The organism is Brotaphodocola sp. (assembly GCF_983179755.1).
Window position 1 is genome coordinate 23,102 of record NZ_CFAHBC010000012.1, and the last position, 18,682, is coordinate 41,783.

13 protein-coding genes are annotated in these 18,682 nt (G+C 47.4%); 12 read left to right on the forward strand and 1 reads right to left on the reverse strand.

All coding sequences use genetic code 11. From position 1 onward, the window contains the following. The first annotated feature begins 45 nt into the window (after positions 1-45). The 7 genes from AC4EVX_RS06375 to AC4EVX_RS06405 all read left to right on the forward strand — a co-directional run bounded on the left by AC4EVX_RS06375 (position 46) and on the right by AC4EVX_RS06405 (position 10,871). Positions 46-3,522 (forward strand): DNA polymerase III subunit alpha, encoded by a 3,477-nt coding sequence (locus AC4EVX_RS06375; protein WP_177977489.1) that lies wholly within the window; start codon positions 46-48, stop codon positions 3,520-3,522. 173 nt (positions 3,523-3,695) lie between these two features. After that, entirely contained in the window at positions 3,696-4,670 is a 975-nt protein-coding gene (pfkA, locus tag AC4EVX_RS06380; RefSeq protein ID WP_177977490.1) for a 6-phosphofructokinase, read from the forward strand. Positions 4,671-4,852: 182 nt separating this feature from the next. Next, positions 4,853-5,221, forward strand: a complete 369-nt coding sequence (locus tag AC4EVX_RS06385) for a DUF6145 family protein (RefSeq protein WP_177977499.1) — start codon at positions 4,853-4,855, stop codon at positions 5,219-5,221. Continuing rightward, positions 5,218-6,186 carry a tRNA dihydrouridine synthase DusB gene (dusB, locus tag AC4EVX_RS06390; RefSeq protein WP_177977491.1) on the forward strand — a complete coding sequence of 323 codons (969 nt, stop codon included), beginning with the start codon at positions 5,218-5,220 and terminating at the stop codon, positions 6,184-6,186. Before AC4EVX_RS06385 ends, dusB begins: the two co-directional genes overlap by 4 nt. A 330-nt stretch (positions 6,187-6,516) precedes the next feature. Further along, a complete protein-coding gene (gene greA / locus AC4EVX_RS06395; protein WP_177977492.1) occupies positions 6,517-6,999 on the forward strand; it encodes a transcription elongation factor GreA in 483 nt (160 codons plus the stop codon). A 223-nt stretch (positions 7,000-7,222) separates the two neighbouring features. Further along, complete coding sequence (gene lysS, locus AC4EVX_RS06400) at positions 7,223-9,178, forward strand: lysine--tRNA ligase (protein ID WP_177977493.1); 1,956 nt, start codon at positions 7,223-7,225, stop codon at positions 9,176-9,178. Between the two features lie 292 nt (positions 9,179-9,470). Then, positions 9,471-10,871 carry an O-antigen ligase family protein gene (locus tag AC4EVX_RS06405; protein WP_490159814.1) on the forward strand — a complete coding sequence of 467 codons (1,401 nt, stop codon included), beginning with the start codon at positions 9,471-9,473 and terminating at the stop codon, positions 10,869-10,871. A 140-nt stretch (positions 10,872-11,011) separates the two neighbouring features. On the opposite strand, the gene AC4EVX_RS06410 is transcribed toward AC4EVX_RS06405, so the two are convergent. Further along, the gene (locus AC4EVX_RS06410) at positions 11,012-12,040 is read right to left on the reverse strand and encodes an acyltransferase family protein (protein WP_490159815.1); all 1,029 of its coding nucleotides are present in this window, start codon (positions 12,038-12,040) and stop codon (positions 11,012-11,014) included. 335 nt (positions 12,041-12,375) lie between these two features. Between AC4EVX_RS06410 and AC4EVX_RS06415 the strand changes: the two genes are divergently transcribed. From AC4EVX_RS06415 to AC4EVX_RS06435, 5 genes are all read left to right on the forward strand, one after another. Then, on the forward strand, positions 12,376-12,597 hold the full coding sequence (locus AC4EVX_RS06415; RefSeq protein WP_177977496.1) for a hypothetical protein: 222 nt from the start codon (positions 12,376-12,378) through the stop codon (positions 12,595-12,597). A 32-nt stretch (positions 12,598-12,629) separates the two neighbouring features. Continuing rightward, a complete protein-coding gene (rpsO, locus tag AC4EVX_RS06420; protein ID WP_177977497.1) occupies positions 12,630-12,896 on the forward strand; it encodes a 30S ribosomal protein S15 in 267 nt (88 codons plus the stop codon). A gap of 260 nt (positions 12,897-13,156) precedes the next feature. Continuing rightward, positions 13,157-15,265 carry a polyribonucleotide nucleotidyltransferase gene (locus tag AC4EVX_RS06425; RefSeq protein ID WP_308450885.1) on the forward strand — a complete coding sequence of 703 codons (2,109 nt, stop codon included), beginning with the start codon at positions 13,157-13,159 and terminating at the stop codon, positions 15,263-15,265. 4 nt (positions 15,266-15,269) lie between these two features. Next, positions 15,270-16,691: a M14 family zinc carboxypeptidase gene (locus AC4EVX_RS06430; RefSeq protein ID WP_490159816.1), complete on the forward strand. Its 1,422-nt coding sequence runs from the start codon at positions 15,270-15,272 to the stop codon at positions 16,689-16,691. 310 nt (positions 16,692-17,001) lie between these two features. After that, complete coding sequence (locus AC4EVX_RS06435) at positions 17,002-18,672, forward strand: Na/Pi symporter (RefSeq protein ID WP_177977550.1); 1,671 nt, start codon at positions 17,002-17,004, stop codon at positions 18,670-18,672. Positions 18,673-18,682 lie beyond the last annotated feature (10 nt).

Genomic DNA, 18,682 nt, shown 5'->3' on the forward strand with positions numbered 1-18,682 from the left:
GATACAAAAACAAAATTTCAGAAAGAGAGAAAGTGAGGAAGAGGAGTGGCATTTACGCATCTTCATGTCCATACAGAGTACAGTCTTCTCGATGGTTCCTGTAAGATCAAGGAGCTTGTCGCGAGGGCAAAGGAACTCGGGATGGACAGCATGGCGATCACGGATCACGGTGTGATGTACGGCGTGATTGATTTTTACCGTGCGGCAAGAGAAGTGGGAATCAAGCCGATCATCGGCTGTGAGATTTATGTGACGCCCGGATCTCGTTTTGAGAGGGAGAAGGGCAGTGGGGAGGACCGTTATTATCATCTGGTTCTTCTCGCGGAGAATGATCAGGGTTATCATAACCTGATGAAAATTGTGTCGAGGGGATTTGTAGATGGATTTTACTACAAGCCCCGCGTGGACTACGAGGTACTTGAGAAGTATCATGAAGGAATCATTGCATTGTCCGCCTGTCTTGCAGGTGAGGTTCAGAAGAATCTTGCACGCGGAATGTACGAGGAGGCAACGCTGTCGGCACAGAGATATGAGAAGATTTTCGGAAAAGGGAATTTCTTTCTGGAGCTTCAGGATCACGGAATTCCGGAGCAGAGAACCGTCAATCAGGGACTCTTGAGATTGAGCAGGGAGCTTGGCATCGACCTCGTCGCAACGAACGATATTCACTACATTCTGGCGGACGATGCAAAGGCGCATGATATTTTGCTCTGCATCCAGACCGGAAAAAAGGTCACGGATGAAAACCGAATGCGCTACGAGGGCGGTCAGTACTACGTCAAATCCGAGGAAGAGATGAGGGCGCTCTTTCCATATGCGCAGGAGGCGATCGACAACACACACAAGATCGCAGAGCGTTGTAATGTGGAGATTGAGTTCGGTGTGACGAAGCTCCCGAAATTTGAGGTTCCGGAAGGATATGATTCGTGGACTTACCTCAACAAGCTGTGTCAGGATGGCATGAAAAAGCGATACCCGAATGACGACGGGACACTGGCGAAACGACTTGAGTATGAACTCGGTGTCATTCACAACATGGGTTACGTCGATTACTTTTTGATCGTTTGGGATTTCATTCATTTTGCGCGGTCGAACGACATCATGGTCGGACCGGGACGAGGATCGGCAGCGGGAAGTATCGTTGCCTACTGTCTGGAGATCACAAACATCGATCCGATCCGCTATGACCTGCTCTTTGAGCGGTTCCTGAATCCGGAGCGAGTTTCGATGCCGGATATCGATGTGGATTTCTGCTTTGAGCGAAGAGGAGAGGTTATCGACTACGTTGTCGAGAAATACGGAAAGGATCAGGTCGTTCAGATCGTCACCTTCGGTACACTCGCCGCAAAGGGTGTCGTGAGGGACGTCGGGCGAGTGCTTGATCTGCCGTATGCGCGGTGTGATGCAATCGCGAAAATGATCCCGGGAGATCTCGGCATGACACTCGACAAGGCACTCAAACAGAGTCCGGATCTGCGCGAGGCGTACCAGAATGATCCGGAGGTTAAGAATCTGATTGACATGGCGAAGCGTCTGGAGGGACTTCCGCGTCACACGTCGATGCATGCAGCGGGCGTTGTGATCGGTCAGAAGGCGATGGATGAATTTGTTCCGCTCTCGAGAGCTTCCGATGGAACGATCGTCACGCAGTTTACGATGACGACGCTCGAAGAGTTGGGACTTCTGAAAATGGACTTCCTCGGTCTTCGGACGCTGACGGTTATCCAGAATGCGGTTCAGCTGATAGAGAAGGGATATGGAACCCATCTCGATATGGAGAAGATCGGCTATAACGATAAGGAAGTTCTTGCTTCGATCGGAACCGGAAAATGTGAGGGCGTGTTCCAGCTCGAGAGTTCCGGAATGAAGAGCTTCATGAAGGAGCTGAAACCGGAGAATCTTGAGGACGTCGTCGCCGGAATCTCGCTGTACCGTCCGGGTCCGATGGATTTCATTCCCAAGTATTTGAAGGGAAAGAATGACAAGGATTCCATCACCTACGACTGCTCGCAGCTTCAGCATATTTTAAGCCCAACCTACGGATGTATCGTCTACCAGGAGCAGGTTATGCAGATCGTTCGTGACCTCGCCGGATACACGATGGGACGAAGCGATCTTGTGCGCCGTGCAATGTCGAAGAAGAAGACAGCAGTCATGGAGAAAGAACGCCAGAATTTCGTCTACGGAAATGAGGCAGAAGGCGTAAAGGGCTGTATCGCAAACGGGATCAGCGAGAGCATCGCAAATCACATCTACGATGAGATGATTGATTTCGCGAAGTATGCGTTTAATAAGTCGCACGCAGTCTGCTACGCGGTGGTTGCATACCAGACCGCATATTTGAAATACTATTACCCGAGAGAGTTTATGGCGGCGCTTATGACGTCGGTCATGGACAATATCTCGAAGGTATCCGAATATATTCTGACATGTCGGCAGATGGGAATCGCAATTTTGCCTCCTGACATCAATGAGGGAGAGAGCGGATTTTCCGTGTCGAACGGGGCAATCCGTTATGGACTGTCCGCAATCAAGAGTGTCGGACGAAGTGTTGTGGACGCAATCATTGCGGATCGGGAAGCAAATGGTCTGTACACCTCTCTCGATGATTTTGTGGATCGGATGGGAGGTCGCGAGGTCAATAAGCGAACGCTTGAGAGCTTCATCAAATCGGGAGCATTTGATTCTCTTCCGGGCAATCGCAGACAGAAGATTGAGGTGGCTCCGGAACTGCTTGATCAGAAGACGAAAGACCGCAAAAATGTATTTGAGGGTCAGATGAGTCTCTTTGATTTTGCGAAGGAGTCGGAGAAAAAACAATACCAGATCACAATGCCGAATGTGCCGGAATATCCGAAGGAGGAACTGCTCGCATTTGAGAAGGAGATCCTCGGTGTTTACGTCAGCGGTCATCCGCTTGAGGAGTACTTAGATCTCTGGAAAAACAGCGTGACGGCGCAGACGATTGACTTTGCAGTCGATGAGGAGACGGGGCATGCAAAGGTCGCAGACAACAGCCGGGTGACGATCGGCGGAATGATCACGGCAAAGACCGTCAAGATCACAAAGACCGGACAGCAGATGGCATTTCTGACCGTTGAGGACATGGTTGGATCGGTCGAAGTTCTTGTCTTCCCGAGAGATTATGAGAGTAAGAGAGCACTGCTCAACGAGGACGCGAAGGTCTTTGTTCAGGGACGTACTTCGATCGGGGATGATCCGGTCGGAAAACTAATCTGTGAGCAGGTAATTCCGTTTGAATCGGTTCCGCGTGAGCTTTGGTTAAAATTCGCGGACAAGGCGGAATATGATGAAAAACATCAGAGGATTTTGGACATTCTTCGCACTGGACAGACTGCAAATGCCTCGGATACCGTCATTATTTATCTGGAGAAGGAGCGCGCGAAGAAAGTGCTCCCGCCTACTTGGAAAATATGCACAAATAAAGCACTTCTGGACACATTGAATAAAGAACTTGGTGAAAAAAATATCAGACTTGTAGAAAAGGGATTGAAAAGATGAAAAAAATGATTTACACTAGGCAGTGAGCAGTGCGCGTGCACTGAGAGGGCAGCTCGGAGCTGAGGGTGTAAATGATGCGTTGCGTTCACAGGGGGTCTGTGAGGAGAAGCGTGACAGTCGAAGAAAGGGCACAGCCTACACTATATATACGCTGTTGACAGGAGGAGACTACTATGGCAAAGCAAGTAAAGACGATTGGTGTTTTAACGAGCGGTGGAGATGCACCGGGAATGAATGCTGCAATTCGTGCAGTTGTCCGGACCGCTCTGAATAAAGGACTGAAGGTTAAGGGAATCATGCGTGGATACGCAGGACTTCTTCAGGAAGAGATCATCGACATGGACAGCACCAGCGTGTCAAATATTATTTACCGTGGTGGTACGATCTTGTACACAGCAAGATGTATGGAATTTACCACACCGGAAGGACAGCAGGCAGGTGCAGACATCTGTCGCAAGCATGGAATCGACGGTATCGTTGTAATCGGCGGAGACGGTTCTTTCCGCGGTGCCGGAAAGCTGGCAGCTCTCGGAGTTAATACAATCGGTGTTCCGGGAACGATCGATCTGGATATCGCCTGCACGGATTACACGGTTGGATTTGATACCGCAGTAAACACCGCAATGGAGGCAATCGATAAGGTTCGTGATACTTCTACCTCTCATGAGCGTTGCAGTATCATCGAGGTAATGGGTAGAAATGCCGGATACATCGCTCTGTGGTGTGGCATTGCAAATGGCGCAGAGGACATTCTGCTTCCGGAGCGTTACGATGGAAATGAGCAGGCACTGATCAATCGAATCATCGAGAACAGAAAACGCGGTAAGCGCCATAACATCATCATCAACGCAGAGGGAATCGGACATTCTACTTCTATGGCAAGAAGAATCGAGGCAGCAACCGGCATTGAGACGAGAGCAACCATCCTCGGTCACATGCAGCGTGGTGGTACTCCGACCTGCAAGGATCGTGTCTATGCGTCCATCATGGGAGCAAGAGCAGCAGAGCTTCTGTGCGATGGAAAGAGCAATCGTCTGGTTGCTTACAAGCATGGTGAGTTTGTGGACTATGATATTCAGGAAGCACTCCAGATGACAAAGGACATTCCGGAAGAGCAGTATGAGATTGCAAGAATGTTGGTGAAGTAAAACTTCTCAGATAAAAAACAGGCGTGACGATAAAACTGCCCGGCGGAAGCAATTTCGCCGGGCGTTCTTTGTGAATTTGTGAAATTATGGACAAATAAGATACGTAAGACAAATAAAACAGATAAGACAAATAAGACAGGCACGGTTATTGACTATCGCAATGATAGAAGGGAAAGGTGAAGATGAGAGGACACGACGGACGAATTGTACTTTGTGGTTCTAATGGATACGAAAAGAAGTATTATTTTAATGAAGAATTTTCCAATCTGCCGGAATCAATTCAGCGTCAGCTTCATGTGATGTGCGTGTGGTTCACGGAGGAGTGCGGAGGAATTCTGACTCTGGAATTTGAGGAGGATGGAACTCTGGAATTCTGCTATACGACATCGGAGTATGACGGTTATTACGATGAGATCGGAGCAGATTTGAAGATCAAGCAGTACCGGGAGGAAGGACAGGAGCTTCTGAAGGCGCTGGAGACTTACTATAAGGTCTTTTATCTCAATGAGGATATTGAGGACGAAGATGAGGATGGGGATCAGGGCGAATGAGATTGCAGATTGGAAATGTAAAACTGGAAAATAACTTGATCCTTGCTCCGATGGCCGGTGTGACGGATCTTCCGTTTCGTGTGCTCTGCCGTGAGGAAGGCTGTGGTCTTCTCTACACGGAGATGGTCAGCGCGAAAGCGATCCTTTACAAGAACAAGAATACAAAAGAACTTCTCGAGGTTGACCCGTCGGAGCGTCCGATCGCAGTTCAGCTCTTTGGCTCCGATCCGCAGATTCTCGGTGCAATGGCACATCAGATTGAGGATGGTCCCTATGATCTGATTGATTTAAACATGGGATGCCCGGTTCCGAAGGTTGCGGGAAATGGAGAGGGTTCTGCATTGATGAAGAATCCGAAGCTCGTGGAGGAGATTCTCTCCACGATGGTAAGGAGCGTGAAGAAACCGGTCACGGTAAAATTCCGCAAGGGATTTGATGATGAGCATGTCAATGCAGTCGAGATCGCAAAGATTGCGGAGAGCTGTGGCGTGTCGGCGGTGGCAGTTCATGGAAGAACGAGAGAACAGTACTATTCCGGCACCGCAGACTGGGACATCATTCGCCAGGTTAAGGAGGCGGTGAGCATTCCGGTGATCGGAAATGGAGATATTTTTACTCCGCAGGACGCAAAGCGGTGTCTCGAGGAGACTGGATGTGATGGGCTGATGATCGGAAGAGGGGCGAGAGGAAACCCTTGGATTTTCAAGCGCACCGCGCACTATCTTGAGACTGGAGAACTTCTCGCGGAGCCGACCGGAGCTGAGATTGGAGAAATGATTCTGCGTCATGCCCGGATGCAGGTGAAAATGAAGGGCGAGTACATTGGTATGAAAGAAATGCGAAAGCATGTGGCATGGTACACCGCAGGTCTTCCACATTCTGCTTCGATGCGACGAGCAAGCAATGAGTTAGAGACGCTTGAACAGCTTGAAAACCTGTTAAATACGAATGGTCTGGGTTCTTGACAACCCGCACCCTTTGGGATATAATACTGTGATACTTGAGTATGTGAGGAGACGCGCCGATGACGCGTCTTCTGCATGCAATGAGCTAAATCAGGTTTAGATCAGAGAGGAAGAAGCCGGAGGGATCGGCTTTGTCCGAAGTCTTCGGAGATAAGATGACATCAGGTGGGGAAACAACAAAGAATCAGCGAAGAACCAGAGACGTGATTTAAGTAGTTTTTTAGTAGCTTTTAAGTAGTATTTTTAAGTGGCGTTTTTGCAATGCTTTTAAGGGCATGAAAAGCGCTATGAAAGTATTTAAAGTATGATGTTGTAAGGAAGGAAACAGTTATGGCAGACAAGAAACATATTATCACTTATGCGGGACTGAAACAGTATGAGGATGAGCTTCAGGATCTGAAGGTGAATCGTCGTCGTGAAGTTGCACAGAAGATTAAGGAAGCAAGAGAGCAGGGCGATTTGTCTGAGAATGCTGAGTATGATGCTGCAAAAGATGAGCAGAGAGACATCGAACTGCGAATTGAGGAACTTGAGAAACTTCTGAAGAACGCAGAGGTTGTAGATGAGGATGAGGTGGATTTAGACAAGATCAGCATCGGCTGTAAAGTAAAGGTATACGATGTTGATTTTGATGAGGAGATGGAGTTCAAGATCGTTGGTTCTACCGAGGCAAACAGCCTTCAGAACAAGATTTCCAACGAGTCTCCGGTGGGAAGAGCACTGCTTGGAAAGCGCGTTGGCGATGTTGTTGACGTTGAGACTCAGGCAGGAATCATTCAGTACAAGGTACTAGAGATCCAGAGAGTATCATAGTATTGCAGTCTTGTTGTTTGATAAGCTATGCATAAATGAAAGATGATTTTCATTTATGCATAGGTGAAGCAGTTATAGATGAAACAATCATGAGTTTTTGTGATTGTAAATTTTTGTAGTTGTAGGTTTTAGTGAAGGTACAAAAGTCATGAGTGTGCAGTCGTCTTCGTAAGGTGCGAAGTGCAGACCGCACGACGGAAAGTGACAGGCAAAGGAGATAGAGATGGCAGAGCAGAATCAGAACGCAAAGCAGGCACAGGAGCCGGATGTTCATCAGCTCCTGAAGGTTCGCCGTGAAAAGCTGGCAGAACTTCAGGCAGCAGACAAGGACCCGTTTAAGATCACAAAGTATGATGTGACCGTACACAGCACGGATGTAAAGGAAAATTACAGCGAGTGGGAAGGTAAAGAGGTATCCATCGCAGGACGTGTAATGTCCAAGCGTGTGATGGGTAAAGCCTCCTTCTGTAACGTTCAGGACCTCAAGGGCAACATTCAGTGTTATGTTTCCCGTGATGACCTTGGCGAGGATGCATACAAAGATTTCAAGCGCATGGATATTGGTGATATCGTCGGAATCCGTGGTCTTGTATTCACTACAAAGATGGGTGAGATTTCCATTCATGCACATTCTGTAACCCTGCTGTCCAAGAGCTTACAGATTCTGCCGGAGAAGTATCACGGTCTGACCAACACTGATACTCGTTATCGTCAGCGCTATGTAGACCTGATCATGAACGAGGATGTGCGCAAGACCTTTGTGATGCGTTCCCGTATCATCAGCTGTATCCGTCGCTATCTTGACAATCAGGGCTTCTTAGAGGTTGAGACCCCGATGCTCGTTGCAAATGCAGGTGGTGCAGCTGCAAGACCGTTTGAGACCCATTACAACGCACTGGATGAGGATGTAAAGCTTCGTATCTCTCTTGAGCTGTACTTAAAGCGTCTGATCGTCGGCGGTATGGAGAAGGTTTACGAGATCGGTCGTGTATTCCGTAACGAGGGTCTTGATACCCGTCACAATCCGGAGTTCACCCTGATGGAGCTGTATCAGGCATACACCGATTACTATGGCATGATGGATCTGACCGAGAACATGTTCCGCCATATCGCAAACGAGGTGTGCGGTACCACGAAGATCCCGTATGCAGAGGTTGAGATTGATCTTGGAAAGCCGTTTGAGCGCCTGACGATGATCGATGCAATCAAGAAGTACACCGGAATTGATTTCAACGAGATCAAGACGACTGAGGAAGCAAAGAAGCTCGCAGACGAGAAGGACATCCACTATGAGGAGCGTCACGTTCGCGGTGACATCATCAACCTCTTCTTCGAGGAGTTTGTTGAGGAGCATCTGATTCAGCCGACCTTCATCATGGATCATCCGATCGAGATCTCTCCGCTGACCAAGAAGAAGCCGGATCATCCGGAGCAGGTAGAGCGTTTCGAGCTGTTCATTTACGGAAGAGAGATGTGTAACGCATACTCCGAGCTGAACGATCCGATCGACCAGAGAGAGCGTTTCAAGGCACAGGAGGCTGCACTTGCAGCTGGTGATGAGGAAGCAAATACGACCGATGAGGACTTCCTGAATGCACTTGAGATCGGTATGCCTCCGACAGGTGGTATCGGATACGGAATCGACCGTCTCGTTATGCTGTTCACCAACAGCCCGGCAATCCGTGACGTTCTGCTCTTCCCGACAATGAAGTCATTAGATGCAGGCAAGAAGTCCGCAGACAAGGCTGGCGAGAAGGCAACTGCTGGCGACAATAATGGTTTCTTTACCCCGAATGAGAAGATCGATTTCTCCAACGTAAAGATTGAACCGCTGTTCGAAGAGCAGGTAGATTTCGAGACGTTCAGCAAGTCTGATTTCCGTGCGGTAAAGGTAAAGGCATGTGAGGCTGTGAAGAAGTCCAAGAAACTGCTTCAGTTCACCCTCGATGACGGAACCGGCAAGGATCGCACAATCCTCAGCGGAATCCATGCTTACTATGAGCCGGAAGAGCTGGTTGGCAAGACCCTCGTGGCAATCACCAATCTGCCTCCGCGTGCAATGATGGGCATCGAGTCCTGTGGTATGTTACTCAGCGCAGTATGCGAGGAGAACGGCGAGGAAAAGCTGAACCTGCTGATGGTAGACAACCACATCCCGGCAGGTGCAAAGCTGTACTAAGATCTACTAAGCTGTATCAAGGCGTGCTAAAGTGAGAGTACGATAAAATCAAAGAGTGCGAGGCACGACAACTGTAAAACAGCTGGAATTTGAAATACAGAAAATGGGGCTATCGCTCGGCAACAATTTGCTAATGCGACAGCCCCATTTGCTTTAAACTTGAAATGAAATATGTTGCTTGAGTCAGGCATTTTTTACAGTGCTTATCGTTTACAAACGATTGCTGAATACAGAAGATATTTATTTATAGCAATGTCCGTTTTCTAAGGATAAGCAAGAGGAGAAACGACAGGTGCGAACCTTATCCGAAATTATTGTAAAAAGAGATTATTCTCAAAAACGTCCTTCTTCCACCTTTTATAAAGACAGTCCGTTCTGGCAGAAATTACTCTGTATCTGTTTTGTGGGTCTGCTGACGTTTGCAGGTCTGGGTGAGTGGAAGACCTTAAACAACATGCTTGGTGGCTTGCCCAAGATATTTACAGTGGGTGTGATCGCTATGACCGTGGGCTATGGGTTTATTTATCCGGATATTGAGAAATTGAAAAAAATAATCTGGTCAGCTCTTGCCTGTATGTCATTGATTGTGGCCCTGCTTCTCTGGTCCATGGTTATTTGGATGATGAATCTGAATAATATCTCTACGATGGTCAATGCCTGTTCTAAACTGGTTTTTCAGAGTATTTCTATTCTGACGGCGGTCTGTGGTGTTTATCTGTTTGGTTCCAGGACAGTTGATTTATTTACGATCGCAATGTGTATGGCGAATGCAGGAATTATGGTTTTGGAGATATCAAATTTTGGTTTGGGACCAAGTATCCAGTCGCTGATTACCTGCCTTGTGACCTTCGGTGAAGCAGAAGGTTATGCGCGCAATCTGGAAATACATGATATCACGTTTGTCTTTGGTCAGTTGGTGCTTTACTATGTAGCTTTTGCCCCTCGTGAGACGCGGAAAGAGAAACGTCAGCGTATCTTTTTTATACTGGTATGCACCTTTTTCTTTTTTGTTGGCATGAAGCGTATTGCGATTCCGGCTGTTGTATTATTTATCATGGTGGCCTACATTGTTCGTTTATTTAAAAAGAAAAAACTCATCTTTGTTCTCTGGGGAATCGCATGGGTGGGGTTCTTTTTCTTGTATCTTTACGGAGTTCGGACAGGAGTCGTTTCTCAGGTATTGGACGTTATTGGCATTGATATGATGGGACGTGACTACCTCTGGAGTCTGGCAAATGATTATTATGAGTTTTCAGTGGATTATTTTGGAAAAGGCTTTGAATACGTAGATTCCATTGTCGGTATCTGGTACAGTACAGGCTTGATCAATCATCCATATCCGTTCCACAATGATATTTTGAAAGTATTTGTGGAGATGGGATTTCCGGGATTCATTTTCTGGTCTGGGATTCAGTATATTTTTCTTCCGATTTTTTGGACGAAGTATGCGGACGACGATACGACACTTTTATACTTATGTAATCTCAGCTACATGACGATGACCTATCTTACAGACAATACATCGTTCTCTTTCTGGAGCACAATGGCATTGCGACTGATTCCTTTGGCGTATTCTGTGGAACGAAAAAAGCCTCCCAAGCCCCAGGTATGGAAACCCCGTGACAAAAAAGAGATGCATGAGCATATCCGTATTCTGATGCAGGAGTCACAGGAAGAAAACGAAGTGAAGTAAGCAGGTACAGCCATAGAGTGAGTAAATGAAATAGGTAGATGAAGTTGGTGGATTAGGCAAAGAAGCGTCAGCGAAGAAAAAATGAGTTAGTTTTCATCGCTGGCGCTTGAATTTTGGCTTCATATTAATTGGGCACGATGTCAATCGTTAGGATGAAAATACTTATTTACCATCATTCCAACGCGATCATAGATATTTTGGATGATAACAGCAAGGATGCAGGTTAGACCTAAGCATGCCAAAAAGAAAAAGACATCAAAGGGTCGTTTGTTTGACAGATAATAATTTTTCAAAATCGTGAGCACTGGAAACTGGAATAAGTAGATAAACATCGTATATCGATTCATAGTTTTTAAAATGAGATTGTTTATCTCTATTTTATCCATCAACAAAATCAGTACAAATCCAACTGGAACAAGCATGAGATTGTGAAAAATCAAATCCAGCAATCCTCGTTCCGGAACACTGAATGCAATTCCTCCGAAAATAATTTCTGCCATGATGACAAGGAAAATGGCATATTTCTTTTTTAAAAATCTGGAAATCAAATCTGCGTATTCATAAATCAATACTCCAAATGGAAATGCCAATTCACTGATGTAATAGTTTCTGTAATTGTTCCCGCTAAAATTATCGAAGTAGAGCACAATCAAAATGCCGGCAAACACAGCGCAGGTGAGACAGAGGTTTCGCAAATTTTTTGACTGGGAGAATACGCGAAATACCACATAAAAAATGAGATACAGTGCGATGATTGCGGGCATGTACCAGTTAATCAGGCTGAGTGGTTCGCTCCAGCCGAGAGCAATGTTTTTGATGAGTGCACTTGCCAAACTTGAAAAAACGGTGATCCACACCAAATTCCCGATTTTCTTTCCGAAATGATCCAGATAATTTGGCTTGTTCGCGACAGAATAAGCCAATCCATAACCAGATAAAATAAAAAAGTATCCGACGCCAAAAGTAGATATTTTTCTTAGCGGAAAGAGAATATGTGGCAAATATTTGTAGGGAAGGGTGCAGTGAGTAAATATAATCAGGATGGCAAAAATAAATCTTAACTTGTTGATTCGATTCATGACAATTTTTACATCCATGTCAGCGGTCACAAAATGAATATTCCAGGCACATAACACGGCTAAAAGGATATACAAAATAATATACACCATCAGGGATTCTCCTTTGTATAAAAATTTTCTTTGTTATCTTATAAGTTTTATCGTTTTCTGCGGTCTTTTTCTTGCCTTTTATTTTCACGATGCTTTTGTTAATGATGTTAATAAAATGCTCATGTTAATTGTGTTAATTATAAGATACGAAAGAAAAGGAACTGCTGTCAATAGTTTTTCCGGGATTCCTTTTTGTTTTTCGTATTTATTTTGATATGCGTTATTTTGGTTGATTTAGGTTTCCTCTGAGGAGTATAAAGTATAATGACAAAAAAGTATTAACGAAAATTGATGGACAGAGGGGAAGAGCTGCGAGTCATCGTTGCAGATACGGGATGGGTCTGAAGAACATGGGCTGCATAGAGGAATTCATGGAAAAACGAAAAGAAAAAAGTTGGGATGCATATCTTGTGATTGATATAAAAGAAAAAACAGGCAAGGAAGAAATATGGAAGAAGCGATTGACAGCAAAAACGGAATATGTTATGATGTTCCGGTATGAAAACGCCGAGGCCCGGTTGTATGGCCACTCCAGCCACATACCTGGTTTCCGGTAAGATTATTTAATATTTTTAAGGAGGATTTCACAATGATTTCTAAGGAAAAGAAAGCAGCTATCATCGCAGAGTACGGCAGAAAGCCGGGAGATACCGGTTCACCGGAGGTTCAGATCGCAATCCTGACCGCTCGTATCGCTGAGCTGACCGAGCACTTAAAGAGCAACATGAAGGATCATCATTCCAGACGTGGTCTGCTGAAGATGGTTGGTCAGAGACGTGGTTTACTGAACTACCTGAAGAAGACCGACCTCGAGGGTTATCGTGCACTGATCGAGAAGCTGGGTATCAGAAAGTAATTTTAGATATAAAAGGGGGCGGAGAGGGTTTCTTCTCCGCCTTGATTTGTATCTGAGCAAAAAACAGAAAATACGAAAGAACAGGAGCAGGACCCCGAAGCCGCTGCTGTACCCACAGGAACATCTATTCTGCGGGCAGAGCAGTAGTTTCGAGGAGAGATCTTTCTGTTTTTCGGGATTTTTCTGAACCAAAAAGTTTCAAGAAAGAGAGTTTTGATAAAGAGAGTTTTAATTATATTTTGATGAAAGGAAAACAAGACATGTACAAAAGTTATAGTATGGAACTTGCTGGCAGAACGCTGACCGTAGATGTGGACAGAGTTGCTAAGCAGGCAAACGGTGCAGTACTGATGCATTACGGAGATACTGTTGTACTTTCCACCGCAACCGCATCTGACAAACCGCGTGAGGGCGTTGACTTCTTCCCGCTGAGCGTAGAGTACGAGGAGAAGATGTATGCAGTTGGAAAGATCCCGGGTGGATTCAACAAGAGAGAGGGAAAGGCATCTGAGAATGCAATCCTGACCTCCCGCGTTATCGACCGTCCGATGCGTCCGCTGTTCCCGAAGGACTACCGCAACGATGTTACCCTTGACAATATCGTGATGTCCGTAGATCAGGATTGCAGTCCTGAATTGACCGCTATGCTCGGTTCCGCAATCGCAACCGCAATCTCTGATATCCCGTTTGACGGCCCGTGTGCAACGACCCAGATCGGTCTCGTAAACGGCGAGTTCGTGGTAAACCCGACTCAGGCACAGAAGATTGCTTCTGATCTGGCGCTGACCGTTGCGTCCACGAGAGAGAAAGTCATCATGATCGAGGCTGGCGCAAAGGAAGTGCCGGAGGACGTGATGATCGAGGCAATCTACAAGGCAGATTCCGTGAATAAGGAGATCATCGCTTTCGTAGACAAGATCGTTGCAGAGTGCGGAAAGCCGAAGCACAGCTACGAGAGCTGTGCTGTTCCGGAGGAGCTGTTTGAGGCAATCAAGGAGATCGTTCCGCCGGCAGAGATGGAAGTTGCTGTCTTCACCGATGACAAGCAGACCCGTGAGGCAAATATCCGTGCGATCACCGAGAAGCTCGAGGAGGCATTTGCAGACAACGAGGAGTGGCTTGCACTTCTTGGAGATGCTGTTTACCAGTACCAGAAGAAGACCGTCCGCAAGATGATTCTGAAGGATCACAAGCGTCCGGATGGCCGTGCAATCACTGAGATCCGTCCGTTAGCAGCAGAGGTTGACCTGCTTCCGCGCGTACACGGTTCCGCAATGTTCACCCGTGGACAGACCCAGATCCTCAATATCTGTACTCTGGCTCCGCTGTCCGAGGCACAGAAGTTAGATGGTCTTGATGAGCTTGAGACCACGAAGCGTTACATGCACCACTACAACTTCCCGTCCTTCTCTGTAGGCGAGACGAAGCCGTCAAGAGGACCGGGACGTCGTGAGATCGGTCATGGTGCTCTTGCAGAGCGTGCGCTTGTTCCGGTACTTCCGTCCGAGGCTGAGTTCCCGTATGCAATCCGTACCGTATCTGAGACGATGGAGTCCAACGGTTCCACCTCTCAGGCAAGTATCTGTGCATCCACGATGTCTCTGATGGCAGCCGGTGTTCCGATCAAGACGATGGTAGCAGGTATCTCCTGTGGTTTGGTAACCGGCGAGACCGATGACGATTACATCGTTCTGACCGATATCCAGGGTCTTGAGGATTTCTTTGGCGATATGGACTTCAAGGTAGGCGGAACTCACAAGGGTATCACTGCAATCCAGATGGATATCAAGATTCACGGTCTGACCCGCCCGATCATCGAGGAGGCAATCCGCAGAACCCGTGAGGCAAGACTTTACATTCTCGATGAGGTTATGGCAAAGGCAATCTCCGAGCCGAGAAAGACCGTTGGCAAGTATGCTCCGAAGATCGACCAGATCAGCATTGATCCGCAGAAGATCGGTGATGTTGTCGGAAAGCAGGGTTGCGTGATCAATAAGATCATCGAGGAGACCGGCGTGAAGATCGACATCTCTGAGGACGGAAACGTTGCAGTTTGCGGAACCGATCAGGAAATGATTGATCGTGCAAAAGAGATCATCCACAACATCGTTACCGATATTGAGCCGGGTCAGGTGATTACGGGTAAGGTTGTTCGCATCATGCCGTTCGGCGCATTTGTTGAGCTGAAGCCGAAGAAGGATGGAATGATTCACATTTCCCGCCTGTCTGACCGCCGTGTTGAGAAGGTTGAGGATGTGGTAAATATCGGCGATACCGTAACCGTTAAGGTACTTGATGTAGACAAAGCTGGCAAGATCAGCCTGAGCATGAAGCCGGGTGACCTTGCAAAGAAGGACAGTGAAAACTAGTTTTATGAGAACAAAAAATATAAATGGCTTTCTTACCGGAATGCTGGCTACCGTTATGGTAGCCGGCACTTCCTTTTCGGCACAGGCAGAAGTGATTGTGCCGGCAAACGAATTGACGACAGAAGTAAAGCAGGAGTCCCCGACAACTGCGACCACAGAGACAACCACAGAGACGACGCAGGCGGCTGTCCAGACTTCACCGGCACCGGTGACATCTGAGACGCAGGCGACTCCGACAGCTCCGACTGCCTCCTCCACTCCGACTCCGTCTTCCGGAACCGTCACGTCTGGAACGGTTACGTCCGGCTCAACAACAACCTCCGGTTTTTCCACCGGAACGGGTTCACCGGTCATCGGACCGGGAATGAGCACTTCCAACTCTGTGGGACCGGGCGTGTCTGGAATCGGGGGGATGATTCCCCAGGTTACAGAGTCGACGAACACGACAGACGGAACGAGTGCGTTTGCGGGAACCGTGACCGACCCGATTGTCAAAGTGGCAGAGAAGTATACCTATGACCAGATGAGTCAGGATATTCAGAAGTTATCAGCGCGTTATGGAAGCCATATGAAAGTGAATGTGATCGGCACCTCGTTGGACGGCAGAAATCTCTATGAGATTGTAGTCGGCAATCAGAATGCGCCGAAGCATATCCTGATTCATGCAGGCATCCATGCGAGAGAGTATATGACGCCCCTTCTTGTGATGAAGCAGTTGGAGTACGGTCTGGCATTTTACGATAGCGGAAGCTACAATGGAACGCCACTTTCCCAGCTCTTTAATCAGGTTGCCATTCACTATGTTCCGATGGTTAATCCGGACGGAATCTCCATCAGCCAGTTTGGAGAGAGCGGAATTCGCTCTGAGACTCTGCGTCAGCAGATTCGCCAGTGCTATGAGAATGACAAGGAACTCGGAAGAACGAGTTCAACGTATGAGCGTTACCTCCTTTATTGGAAGGCAGATGCGAGAGGAACGGATTTGAACCAGAACTTCCCGGCTGACTGGGATCAGGTAAGCAGTTCCCCGAAGCCGTCTTATGGCACTTACAAGGGAACGAGTTCTCTGTCTGAGCCGGAGAGTCAGGCACTTGCAAATCTTGCTCTGTCAAGAAACTGGGCGTTGACGATCAGCTATCACAGCATGGGAAATCTCATTTACTGGGATTATGCAGGGAACAAGGTCAAAGAGACATCCAAGGCTTTGGCAGACCTCATGGCGTCCAAGACAGGCTATCGTCTGGGCGGATCAAGTGGTCACGGCGGTTTCAAGGATTGGGTACAGATTAAGGACAGTCCGATTCCGAGTGTGACGATTGAGGTTGGAAGTGTCACCTGCCCGATGCCGGTTTCCGAATTCCCGGCAGTATGGCAACACAACAAAGAAGTCTGGGTTTCTGCGATGGAATTTGCAATCCAGCACTAGACACAGACTCATGAATTACCAGAAAAATATGGATAAGGACATTCAAATGAAAAGTAGACGTTTGAGACACTTTTTGTTTGAGTGTCCTTTTTATTTTCTGTAAAAATGTGGATTGTGCAGAATGGAAAAATTCTCCTGTAAAAATACTGTTTATTTTACAGGGAAACACTGCTCTTTTTTCAATACCCGGTTGAAAATTGCAAAGTTTCTATGGTATAGTGAAATTGTTGTGGCTGTGAAAAAGAGAGAAAAGAGAGAAAAACGGACAGTCACGGTTTGCTTATACGCAAACGCGGAGAAAGGGGAAACTATGTCAATCAACGATGTTTCAAACCTGTTTGGTTTTCTGGGCGGACTCGGCATGTTCCTGTACGGCATGAGCATCATGGCGGATGGTATGCAGAAGACGGCGGGAAGCAAGATGAGTACGTTTCTTGGAAAACTGACAAACAACCGTGTGATGGCAATTGCGCTCGGCGCCCTGATCACGGCGATCATCCAGAGCAGTGGTGCGACGACGGTTATGGTAGTCGGTTTCGTAAGTGCGGGAGTGCTGAACCTGACGCAGGCAGTCGGTGTCATCATGGGTGCCAATATCGGTACGACGATCACGGCATGGATCGTCTCGATGAGCCAGCTCGGGGACACGATGAAGGTGCTCAACCCGGGATTTTATGCGCCATGTATAATCGGAATCGGAGCACTGCTTCTGGTCTTTGCCAAGTCCCAGAAGAAACATATGGTAGGAGAGATTGCAATCGGTCTGGGATTGCTGTTTATGGGTCTGAGCCTGATGTCAGGATCAATCTCACCGTACACCGATGCGCCGATTTTTGCGCAGGCCTTCGCGGTACTCGGAAAAAATCCGATTCTCGGCATGATTGTCGGTGCGATTGTCACAGCGATTCTTCAGAGTTCATCGGCATCAGTCGGTATTCTTCAGACACTTGCGCTTAACGGCATCGTGACGACGAGTGCGGCAATCTACATCACGCTCGGTCAGAATATCGGTTCCTGTGTGACTGCAATGCTTTCCAGTATGGGTGGAAGCCGGACGGCAAAGCGTGCGGCAGTGATTCATCTGAGCTTTAATACGATCGGAGCATTGATTTTCGGTATCGGTGGTTTTGTGTGGTTTGCCCTGCGACCGGATATCGGACTTTCCAATATCACAGCAGTTCAGATCTCTATATTCCACACAGTATTTAACCTCGTGAATACGACAATTCTCTTCCCGTTTGCAAATCAGCTTGTCAAGCTGTCCGGCATGATTGTCAAGGGTGAGGATGAGGACGAGGAGAAGGATGAGGATGAGGCATCTGCGACTCTCAAGCACCTTGACGAGCGTATCTTCGAGTCCCCGGCATTTGCCGTTGAGACGGCGGCTCTTGAGGTTGTCCATATGGCGCAGATTGCGATGGGAAATGTCAAGACAGCTCTCGATGCGATTCTGACGGAGAATGTTGAGGAAATTCAGAACGTGTATAAGACGGAAAAAACTCTGAATAATATGGAAAAATTCCTGACCGAGTATCTGATCAAAGTCGACAATCTGTCGCTGACTGAGAAACAGAAAAAACTCGTCAACAACCTGTTTTACAGTGCGAGTGACATTGAGAGAATCGGAGACCATGCAGAAAACCTTGCAGAGCAGGCGGAGTACATGGTGGAACATAAGCTCATGTTCTCTGAGACCGGTCTTGATGATTTGAAATCGATCAGCACGAGTGCGATCAAGGCGTTCCAGTATGCGATTGAGGCACGCCAGAACGGAGATATGGATTCCGTGCGAAAGGTCAGCCAGTATGAGGACGATGTGGACAGCCAGGAGGAGGAGATGCGCGAGAAGCACATCGAGCGTCTGACGAAGGGAAACTGCGATCCGTCCGCCGGTATCGTTTTCCTCGATATCATCAGCAATCTGGAGCGTATTTCCGATCATGCCTACAACCTTGCCGGTTATGTGAAGGATGAGATGTAACTTGACCAGA

Bases quoted from the DNA above. Each gene is read 5' to 3' on its own strand.
- dusB (WP_177977491.1), top strand. From the start codon at position 5,218: ATGAGATTGCAGATTGGAAATGTAAAACTGGAAAATAACTTGATCCTT.
- rpsO (WP_177977497.1), top strand. From the start codon at position 12,630: ATGATTTCTAAGGAAAAGAAAGCAGCTATCATCGCAGAGTACGGCAGA.
- AC4EVX_RS06430 (WP_490159816.1), top strand. From the start codon at position 15,270: ATGAGAACAAAAAATATAAATGGCTTTCTTACCGGAATGCTGGCTACC.
- pfkA (WP_177977490.1), top strand. From the start codon at position 3,696: ATGGCAAAGCAAGTAAAGACGATTGGTGTTTTAACGAGCGGTGGAGAT.
- AC4EVX_RS06415 (WP_177977496.1), top strand. From the start codon at position 12,376: ATGGGTCTGAAGAACATGGGCTGCATAGAGGAATTCATGGAAAAACGA.
- AC4EVX_RS06425 (WP_308450885.1), top strand. From the start codon at position 13,157: ATGTACAAAAGTTATAGTATGGAACTTGCTGGCAGAACGCTGACCGTA.
- AC4EVX_RS06435 (WP_177977550.1), top strand. From the start codon at position 17,002: ATGTCAATCAACGATGTTTCAAACCTGTTTGGTTTTCTGGGCGGACTC.
- lysS (WP_177977493.1), top strand. From the start codon at position 7,223: ATGGCAGAGCAGAATCAGAACGCAAAGCAGGCACAGGAGCCGGATGTT.
- greA (WP_177977492.1), top strand. From the start codon at position 6,517: ATGGCAGACAAGAAACATATTATCACTTATGCGGGACTGAAACAGTAT.
- AC4EVX_RS06410 (WP_490159815.1), bottom strand. From the start codon at position 12,040: ATGGTGTATATTATTTTGTATATCCTTTTAGCCGTGTTATGTGCCTGG.
- AC4EVX_RS06385 (WP_177977499.1), top strand. From the start codon at position 4,853: ATGAGAGGACACGACGGACGAATTGTACTTTGTGGTTCTAATGGATAC.